Raw genomic sequence first — 9,350 nt, 5'->3', positions numbered from 1 at the left:
GCCGAGAACGTCGAGAAGCGGTACGGGCGGTGGCAGGAAGCGGTGGAACGTTCGCTGGACTGGGCACAGGAGGGTGGTGACTGATGGCGCTGGCCGACCTGTGGGCCGTCGAGTTGCTCATCGCCGCCTTCGCCGGCGGCGCGTTCGGCGCTGCGCTCGGCGCCCTCCCGGCGTTCATCTTCACCGGCTTCATGGTCATCGCCGGAGAAGCGGCCGTCGTCGCCAACGTCGACGCCGGTTCGATAACCGGCTCCGTCGCGTTCGGCGCGCCGTTCTCCCCGGCCATCAGTTTCGCCGGCGGCGCGGCCGCGACGGCGTACGCGGCGAAGCGCGGCTACATGCAGTCGGGCTTCGACTACCACAACGCCAAGGACATCACGTTCGCCCTCGGGACGAAGCCGGACGTCCTCGCCGTCGGCGGGGTGTTCGGCATCCTCGGCTACTGGCTGACCGTCGCGTCCTCCACGTTCGCACTCCCGTGGGACCCCATCGCGATGGGCGTCACGCTGTCGGCCCTCGCGCACCGCGTCGCCTTCGGCTACCCGATAATCGGCGAGGTGCGCGGCGACGGCCTGCTCGACATGTCGCCGTTCGAACGCGAGGAGATGCGCGTGATGGGCGAGAGCGCGACGAGCGACGCGACGGCGGGCGACGCCGCGACGGACGGGGGAACCGCGAGCGAGGCTGACGGTTCCTCGTCGGAACCACGGTCCGACGGCGGGACGGCGACGGGTAACCGCCTCGCGGTCGAACCGTGGCTCCCCCACCAGTACAAGTGGGGTAACGTCGCCGCGGTCAGCCTCGTCGCCGGCCTCCTCGGGGCGTACATCGCGATGGCGACCGGCAGCGCGTTCCTCGCGTTCGGTATCAGCGCGGCGTCGCTGCTGTTCCTCAACCTCGGCGTCGAGCGCATCCCCGTCACCCACCACATGACCATCATCGGGAGCGCCGGTGCGCTCGCGTCGGTGGGCGGTGCCGACGGGTCGCTCCTCGTCGCACTCGTCGCCGGCGGCATCCTCGGGACGGTTGCAGGCCTGTTCGGCGAGTTGTTCCAGCGCATCTTCTACGCGCACAGCGATACCCACTGGGACCCGCCGGCGGCCGCCATCGTCTTCGGGTCGTTCCTCATCGCGGTGCTCTACATCGCGGGCGTCTTCCCGGGTGCGTCGTACGTCCCGACGCTGGGATTCTGACGCGCGAGGCGACGCCGACCCCTCCACTTTTCCGCCGACTCACGCCGTATCGTAGCGGCGGTTCCGAAGACTGCCGGTTCGGGTCGGTGCAGTTCAGTTCAACTTGCGGTACTCGCGTGCGCCCTCGGCCGACTCGACCACGGAGTCGAGCGTCGCCTTCGAGGAGGTGGACTCGACGGCGGCTTCGAGCGCTCCTTCGAGGATGGGGGCGTCGGCGATGACCGCCTCCGTGTCCGTCATCTCCATGGCGAGTTCGGTGTTCATGACGGCGCTCCCGAGGTCTACGAGGACGACGACGCCGTCGCCGTCGTCCGCCGTCTCGAGGGCCTCCTCGATTCGGTTGGCGTTGGTGCCGACGCCGCCGTCGCCGTCGCCGCCCGCGGCCTCGATTCGCGCGTTCCCGCCGCCCATCTGCGCGGCGATGTCGCAGATTCCCTCGGCCGCCTTGTCGCTGTGCGAGACGACGACCAGCCCGATCATTGGGCCTCCTCGGGGTCCTCGTCCGGGACCGACTCGGCCGCCGGCGCCACGTCCGTCTCGCCCTCCAGATACTCCTCGGCCGTCGCCAGAATCTCCTCCATGATGAACAGCGTGCTGGTCGCGCCGGGGTCCTGATGGCCGACCGACCGCCACCCGAGGAACGAGGCGCGCCCCTTCGTCGCCTTTATCGGGACGGTGAACGCGACGCCGCGTCTGGCCCCCTCGACGGCCTTGGCGAACGCCGTCAACGGCGGCAGGTCGTCGTGTTCGATGGACTTCTTGTACGTGTGGACCGCGGGCACCAGTGCGTCCACCATGGTCTTCGCGCCCACCGGCGCGTCGCCCCTGTCCTGCACCTTGTCGAGGTACGCCTCGGCGAACGCGACGGACGTCTCCGTCGTGATTCCTCCCTCCAGTTCCTGACTCGCGGTCATGAGCGACCCGCCGTAGAGGGGGCCCGCCGCGCCGCCGACGTTGCCGATGATGGTGGTCCCCACCGTCTTCACCACCTCGGCGGGTGACATCTCCTCGAACTCGTCGGTCTTCTCGGCGACGGCGCTGAACCCGCGGTACATGTTGTTCCCGTGGTCGGCGTCGCCGATAGCCGAGTCGAGGTCGGTCAGATGCGACTTCTCGTCTTCGATGCGCGCCGCCACGTTCTCGATGGCTGTGATGAGTGCCTCACGCTGGACGGATTCGTCGGCCATACCGACACACACGGCGGCTGTTGGCTTGAAACTACGGCGAGAAAAACGGGTGGTGTCAAGGTTCGCTCGCGGCCGTCGGCGGCTACCTCACCGCTTCAGCGCGGGGGTGTCGACCGCGGCGCCGAGCAGTTCCTTCAGTTCGTCGTCCACACGGCAGACCGTGACAGAGCAGCCCATCATGTCCAGCGAGGTCATGTAGTCGCCGACCCACGCGTCCCACGTCTCCAGGCCGCGGTCGTCGAGTATCTGCTGCACCTTCCGGTTCACGATGAACAGTTCCGACAGCGGCGTCCCGCCCATGCCGTTGACGATGGAGACGACGTCGTCGCCGTCGTCGGGGTCGAGGTCCGCGAGGACGTTCTCGGTGAGGTGTTCGGCCACCTCGTCGGCGGTCATCATCTCGGTTCGCTCCGTTCCGGGTTCGCCGTGGATGCCGATGCCGAGTTCTATCTCGTCCTCGCCGAGGTCGAACGTCTCCTCGCCCTTCTCGGGCGTGATGCAGGAGGTGAGCGCCATCCCCATCGTCCGCACGTTGTCGATGACCTTCTCGCCGACCGCCTGCACCTCCTCCAGCGACCCGCCGTCGGCGGCCTTCGCGCCGACGGCCTTGTGGACGAGGATGGTGCCGCAGACGCCGCGGCGGCCCGAGGTGTACAGCGAGTCCTCGACGGCCACGTCGTCGTTGACGACCACCTGCGCCACTTCGACGTCCTCCATCTCGGCCATCTCGGCGGCCGTGTCGAAGTTCATCACGTCGCCCTCGTAGTTCTTGACGACGCAGAGGACGCCCTCGCCGCCGTCGCACGCCTGTACCATCTCGCTCAGTTCGTCGGCCGTCGGGGAGGTGAACACCTCGCCCGCCGCCGCGCCGTCCAGCATCCCGTCGCCGATGTAGCCGGCGTGTGTCGGTTCGTGTCCGCTCCCGCCGCCGGAGACGACGCCCACCTTGCCGTCGACCGGCGCATCAGACCGAACGAGGACCTTGGTGCCGTCGAGTCGGCGGACTCTGTCGGGATACGCCGCCACCATTCCCTCCAGCATCTCGTCCACGTAGTCCGATGGGTCGTTTACCAGTTTTTTCATGGTCCAGAACGATAGACGGCCGATTCCGTCAAAAGTGTTAGCTGTGATTCACCTGAACGAACCGGTGTCGCGTCGGGCGAAAATCGGCCACTCTCGGGCGACGAGTCGGTCCGGACGACGGCGTCAGGCTACTCCGTTCGCGTGACGCTGATGACGATGGTGACGCCCTCGACGTCCCACTCCTCGGTCAGGTCGGCGTCCTCGCCCGCCGCGTCGAGGGTGGTCGCGCGGACCTCCTCGGCGACGAGGCTGTCGTGCCGATTCACCAGGTCGGCCACCCGGTCGTCCTGCACGTCGAGGCTGACCGCTATCTCCTCCTCGACGTCGAGGTCCAGGCGCTTGCGCATCTCCTGGATGCGGCGGATGACGTCGCGGGCGTAGCCCTCGGCCTCTATCTCCTCGGTGAGAGAGGTGTCGACGTAGACGACGCCGCCGTCGGTGCCGTCGGTCGCGTCGAACTCGGCCGCGTAGACGTTCTCGGGCGGTTCGGCGCGGTACTCGACCATCTCGTCGGTGAGTTCGACCGTCTCGCCGTCCACCTCGACGCCGGACTCGACCGCCTCGCGGGAGGCTCCCTTCACCGCCTGCATCACCTTCTGGGCGTCCCCGCCGAAGGCGGGGCCGATGACGCCCATCTGCGGGTCGGCGTACTCGACGAGTTCGTCGAACGTCTCGACCACCTCGACGGACCGGGCGTTCACCCGGTCGGCGAGGAGGTCGGACAACGCCTCGACGGCCTCGGCCACCTCGTCGTCCTCGCTGGCGACGACGACGCGCTGGACGGGCCATCGAAGCTTACGTTCGCCCTGCTGGCGGGCGTTGCCGCCGCCTCCTCGACGTTCCGCAGGACCGCCATGTTGCGTTCGAGTTCCTCGTCGCGCCACGCCTCCTCGACCGTCGGGTAGTCGAGGGCGTGGACGGTGGTCTCGCTCCCGTCGAGGTGCTGGTACATCCGTTCGGCGACGTACGGCGTGAACGGCGCGACGAGTCGCACCGTCTCGTTCAGGACCGTCGCCAGCGTCGCGTACGCGCCGCGTTTGGACGCGGAGTCCTCCTCCTCCCACATCCGTTCGCGGATGGCCTTCACGTAGAAGCGCGAGACGTCGCCCGTCACGAAGTCGAGGACGGCGTTGAGCGCGTCGGACACCTCGTAGTCGTCCCACGCCGCGGCCACCTCGGCCTTCACGGTCTGCAGGCGCGACAGCACCCACTCGTCCACGACGGTGAGTTCGCCCGCGTCGAGGTCCGGGTTCGATGGGTCGTAGCCGTCCAGTTCCATGTACGGCAGGGGGAACCTGAACACGTTCCAGAAGATGTTCAGGTCCGACTGGGTGTCGTCGAGGCCGTCCCACTCGAACGAGAGGTCGACGCCCTGTTGGTCGTGGCTCAGGAGGTACGCGCGCAGGGGGTCCCGCCCTGCGCGGTCGATGGCCTCCTCCGGCGTGACGATGTTGCCCAGCGACTTCGACATCTTCCGGCCGTTCTCGTCGTTGGCGAACCCGTGCATGAGGACCTCCTTGTACGGTATCTCGCCGAGCGCGGCGGTTCCCATGCCGAGTTGCGACCAGAACCACCCGCGGGTCTGGTCGTGCGCCTCCACGATGAGGTCGGCGGGCCACAGTTCCTCGAACGCGGCCGTCTCGCTGGGGTAGTCGAGCGTGCCCCACGTCGCCACCGAGGAGTCTATCCAGACGTCGAACACGTCCGGGACGCGTTCGTAGGTGGTGCCGTCCTCGGTGATGGTGAGGGGGTCCACCGAGGGGCGGTGCAGGTCCAGTTCCTCGGGGTCGACGTCCTGGTCGGCGCGTTCGGCCAACTCCTCGCGCGTGCCGACGACGAGGAAGTCGCCGTCGTCGGACTGCCAGATGGGCAGCGGAATGCCCCAGTAGCGCTGCCGGGAGATGTTCCAGTCGGGGGCGTCGGCGACGAAGTCGCGGAAGCGGTTGTCGCGCGCCCACTGCGGGTGCCACTCGGAGTCGGCGATGTTGTCGAGGAGTTCCTCCTTCACGTCGGTGACGGTGATGAACCACTGGTCCGTCGCGAGGAAGATGATGTCCGTGTCGCACCGCCAGCAGTGCCCGTAGCGGTGGCGGTGTTCGCCCGAGTGCAGGAGGTGGCCGTCGGCGTCGAGGTCCTCGACTATCTCGGGGTTGGCGTCGCGGACGAACGTCCCGGCGTAGTCGCCGGCCTGGTCGGTGAACTCGCCGCGACCGTTCACGGGGACGAACACGTCGAGTCCGAGTTCCTGCCCGCGGGCGAAGTCCTCCTGCCCGTGGCCGGGCGCGGAGTGGACCAGTCCGGTCCGGTCGGCCTCGACGTAGTCGGCGGTGTACACCTCGCCGGCGCCCTCGAAGTCGGCGAACTCGGTCAGGCGGTCCGCGAGTGGGTGGTCGTACTCCCAGCCGACCATCTCGTCGCCGGACAGTTCCTCGACGACTTCGTAGTCCTCGTAGCGGCCCTTCTTCAGCACGTCTTCCACGCAGGGTTCGGCGACGTACAGCACCTCGCTCTCGCCGCCCTTCTCCGCGCGGACGGCCTGATAGGTCATCTCGCCGTCGACGGCGACGAACGTGTTGGCGGGGATGGTCCACGGCGTCGTCGTCCAGATGACGAGGCTCCCCTCCCGGTCCTGCAGGGGGAACTTCACGTAGATGGACGGGGACTCTATCTCGTCGTACTCGACTTCGTTCGCGGCGATGGCGGTCTGACACCGCGGGCAGTAGTTGACCGAGCGCTTGCCCTGTTCGACGAGTCCGCGCTCTGCGACCTGCTGGAACGCCCACCAGGCGGTCTCCATGTACTCGGGCGAGAGCGTCTTGTACGGGTCGTCCCAGTCCATCCAGACGCCGATGGACTGGAAGTCCTCGTCCATCGCCTCGCGGTTGCGTTCGGCGAACGACTTGCACTCCTCGATGAACGACTCCATGCCGTACTCCTCGATGTCCCGCTTGGTCTCGAAGCCGAGTTCCTCCTCGACTTTGACCTCGATGGGGAGGCCGTGCATGTCGTAGCCCGGCCGGTCCGTGACCCGGTGGCCGGTCATCCGCTTGTAGCGGACGATGGCGTCCTTCAGCGTCTTGTTCCACGCCGTCCCGAGGTGCATCTGACCCGACGTGTACGGCGGCCCGTCGACGAAGAAGAAGGCCGGGTCGTCCGCGTGCGCCTCCTTCGTCGCCTCGTAGGCGTTCTCCTCGTCCCAGTAGTCGCCGACCGCGGACTCCAGGTCCGCCGGCGTGTACTGGTCGCTTAGGTCGTCCATACAGGAGGACAATTCGGAACGTATATCAAGTCCGTGGAACCGTGCGAACGGGTCGACGGCCGGCCGGACGGGCGGCCGGCCCCTGCCGACCGGCGACCGGACCCCGAGGGCCTGACTCCGCCGGCCTCCGCCCGCGTTCCACCGGAACCCCGCCGACCTACGACCGGCGTCGCGGCGTCGCCGTGTGCCGTCCGATTCGGTCGCCCGTCTCCTCGTCGTAGACGGTCACCACCGCCGTCGACGGCGTGGCCTCCGCCTCGTACCGCGTCAGCGTCGTGGCGATGATCGCTTCCACGTCGTCGTCGAACGACAGCGACTCGGGGTCGCGCGGCGACCGGACCGTCGGAACAGAGACGGTGTCCCACCCGGTCCAGGCGAGTTCGCCGTGCAGTATCGTCGGCTGGACGCTGTACGCCTCCTCGACGGGCATCTTCGCCTCGAACAGGAGGAGGAAGCCGTTCGAGTAGTCGTCGTTCCGCACGTCGTTGTCCATCGACTGCTCTCGCTTCGGGTAGTGGTCGGTGAACAGGTCGTCCACGTCCGCGGGCGACTCGGTGAACAGGTCGGTGTGGGCGGTTCCCCGCGACGCCGCGGAGAGACCGCCGACGAACCACGGTTCGTCTGCGGGGTGGAACACCGTCGTCGCGTGGTCCATATCGATACGACCGCTCACCCGTCGCCGGACGGTCCCGAGACAACCGGTGAGGCTGGTGAGCGAGGCGGCGGACGCCGCGAGGAGGGCTCTGCGCTTCACGTCGTCAGCTGTCGTTCTGTCGATAAATAACTGCGGGTCCGGTCCGACTCTTCGAACGCCGAGTGTCGTCGGCCGCCTCGTACTCGGTCTTGCTCGGTGCGCTACGGACGGTTCGCGTGAACCTTCGAGTCGGAACCAACGTCTTGGATATCGGTGTCGAACCCCGCTATCGTGTTCGATATCAGCTTGTTGTTCTCGCCGACGTTCAGGACGCCGACCGCACCCAGGTTCGAGTCCTCGTCACGGAGTTCGTTGTTCACGAGTTTGTTGTTGTTCACGCCGGCGAGGTACGCCCCGACGATCGCCTCGTCGACGCGGTTCCGCACGAACCGGTTGTTCTCCGCGGCCGCACTCGCCACCCCGATGTCGCTGTTGCGCACGTCGTTCCCGCGCACCGCGACCCCCGAGGAGGCGAAGACGAGGACCCCCGCCGACGTGGCCGAATTGTAGCTGTCACCGTACCGGTTGTCGGCGACGACGTTGTCCCGAACCGTCCCGCCCGCACCGAATCCGATTTGAATCCCGTTCGGGCCCCCCGCCTCGCCGACCCCACCGCCCGCTTCGACGGTGTTTCCGACCACGTCCACCGTCGGTGCGGGATGGGTACCACTGTCCCCGTTCGCCCCGATTCCCGTCCGTTCGTACTCGCGCACCTCGTTCCCTCGAACCGTCACGCTGGAATCGCCGTAGGCGATAACGCCGAACGTCTCCTTACCCCCGACACCCATGTTCCGGACGGTGGTGTCCGAGACGCTACCCGAGACGTTCCGGACCAACACGCCGACAGAACGGTCGTCGGGTTGCCTGTCGTCGCCGTCGATTTCGAGTCCGGAGACGGTGACGGTCACCGTGTCGGAACCGGTCACCACACCACCGCTCTCGGTTCCACCGTACGCGAACACCACCGGTTCCCACTCGTTTCCGCTCTCGGGAACCGCGAACGCCGGCGGCGACGACGGGGCGCGAATCGTCGGGTCGTCTACCCCACGCAGGTGGAGACTCGTGTCGACGACCACCTGTTCGACGTAGGGGCCTCCGCTCCCCCTCACGCACACCGTGTCACCGGTACTGGCGGCGTCGACGCCCGCCTGAACCGTCGATTCGTCGTCAGGGACGACGACATCGCATCCCTTGGTTCCCGGCGGCCCACCACCGCGTCCCGGACGCGCACTCGCCGTTCCACCCAGACCAGCGACGGTCAGCCCCCCCAGCCCGACGCCTTTGAGAACGCTTCGTCTGTCCACCAGTCGCCTCGATGACTCGTTCGACATCCCGCATAGCTATTGACTCGCCGACACTTAGTCTCTCGTGTGCCTCGCTCGGCCGCGCGTTCTCCGATATTCGTCGCCTCAACGGTCGCACGGCAGACTCGTCGCTCGAAGCGTAGGTGACGTACTCGGCGACAGAGACGGTGGCCTCTCAGAAGTCCGGCAGGTCGTCGGGCGCCTCGTACTCTGACTCCCAGTCGATGTAGTCGTCTTTCAGCACGTCGCACACCGTCTGTCCCAACTCCGTCAGGCCGGCGTTGATGCTCGAAACCTGCTTCCACGAGGCGAGGTCGGGGTGGACCTCCCGTTCCTTCCAGTCCTGGGGGAGGCCCGGCGCGTGGTAGCCGACGCGCCCGGCGAAGTCGTCCCAGAAGAAGTCGAAGTCCGACCCGAGACCGAGATCCGTGACGATGGCCCACTCGCCGGCCGTCACCTGCGTCTCGGCGGCCCACTCCGCGAACGCCTCGGCCCACGCCCCCTCCCGGAGGAACGCGCCGAGTTCGTCGCGTCGGTAGTCGTTGTCGTCGCCGACCACGTCGGCGTCGTCGTACTCGTTCGGGTCGACGGACGGGCTGAGTTCCGGCGGCGCGGGGGTGTACCCGTTTG

The 9,350-nt window shown here is 67.7% G+C and carries 7 protein-coding genes and 1 pseudogene; 1 reads left to right on the top strand and 7 read right to left on the bottom strand.

All coding sequences use genetic code 11. From position 1 onward, the window contains the following. Positions 1 to 83: 83 nt before the first annotated feature. Entirely contained in the window at positions 84 to 1,193 is a 1,110-nt protein-coding gene (locus tag GJ632_RS15460) for a hypothetical protein (protein ID WP_191453426.1), read from the top strand. Positions 1,194 to 1,286: 93 nt separating this feature from the next. Here GJ632_RS15460 and dhaM read toward each other — a convergent pair whose 3' ends face one another. The 7 genes and pseudogenes from dhaM to GJ632_RS15425 form a co-directional block, all read right to left on the bottom strand. Continuing rightward, positions 1,287 to 1,673: a dihydroxyacetone kinase phosphoryl donor subunit DhaM gene (dhaM, locus tag GJ632_RS15455; RefSeq protein ID WP_191453425.1), complete on the bottom strand. Its 387-nt coding sequence runs from the start codon at positions 1,671 to 1,673 to the stop codon at positions 1,287 to 1,289. Continuing rightward, on the bottom strand, positions 1,670 to 2,380 hold the full coding sequence (dhaL, locus tag GJ632_RS15450) for a dihydroxyacetone kinase subunit DhaL (protein ID WP_191453424.1): 711 nt from the start codon (positions 2,378 to 2,380) through the stop codon (positions 1,670 to 1,672). Before dhaL ends, dhaM begins: the two co-directional genes overlap by 4 nt. 87 nt (positions 2,381 to 2,467) lie before the next feature. Next, complete coding sequence (gene dhaK / locus GJ632_RS15445) at positions 2,468 to 3,463, bottom strand: dihydroxyacetone kinase subunit DhaK (RefSeq protein ID WP_191453423.1); 996 nt, start codon at positions 3,461 to 3,463, stop codon at positions 2,468 to 2,470. Between the two features lie 128 nt (positions 3,464 to 3,591). After that, positions 3,592 to 6,722: pseudogene (gene ileS, locus GJ632_RS15440) on the bottom strand (isoleucine--tRNA ligase). 157 nt (positions 6,723 to 6,879) lie between these two features. Continuing rightward, positions 6,880 to 7,476: a hypothetical protein gene (locus GJ632_RS15435; RefSeq protein WP_197428030.1), complete on the bottom strand. Its 597-nt coding sequence runs from the start codon at positions 7,474 to 7,476 to the stop codon at positions 6,880 to 6,882. A gap of 101 nt (positions 7,477 to 7,577) precedes the next feature. After that, positions 7,578 to 8,720, bottom strand: coding sequence for a right-handed parallel beta-helix repeat-containing protein (locus GJ632_RS15430; RefSeq protein ID WP_197428029.1), 1,143 nt, complete (start codon positions 8,718 to 8,720; stop codon positions 7,578 to 7,580). Positions 8,721 to 8,895: 175 nt separating this feature from the next. Then, on the bottom strand, positions 8,896 to 9,350 hold a 455-nt coding region (locus GJ632_RS15425; RefSeq protein WP_191453421.1), incomplete at its 5' end, for a hypothetical protein.

The sequence above is a fragment of the Halogeometricum sp. CBA1124 genome, assembly GCF_009741955.1.
Classification (GTDB): Archaea; Halobacteriota; Halobacteria; order Halobacteriales; family Haloferacaceae; genus Halogeometricum; species Halogeometricum rufum.
This window is presented reverse-complemented; position numbering and strand designations above follow the sequence as displayed.

Bases quoted from the DNA above. Each gene is read 5' to 3' on its own strand.
- dhaL (WP_191453424.1), bottom strand. From the start codon at position 2,380: ATGGCCGACGAATCCGTCCAGCGTGAGGCACTCATCACAGCCATCGAG.
- GJ632_RS15460 (WP_191453426.1), top strand. From the start codon at position 84: ATGGCGCTGGCCGACCTGTGGGCCGTCGAGTTGCTCATCGCCGCCTTC.
- dhaK (WP_191453423.1), bottom strand. From the start codon at position 3,463: ATGAAAAAACTGGTAAACGACCCATCGGACTACGTGGACGAGATGCTG.
- dhaM (WP_191453425.1), bottom strand. From the start codon at position 1,673: ATGATCGGGCTGGTCGTCGTCTCGCACAGCGACAAGGCGGCCGAGGGA.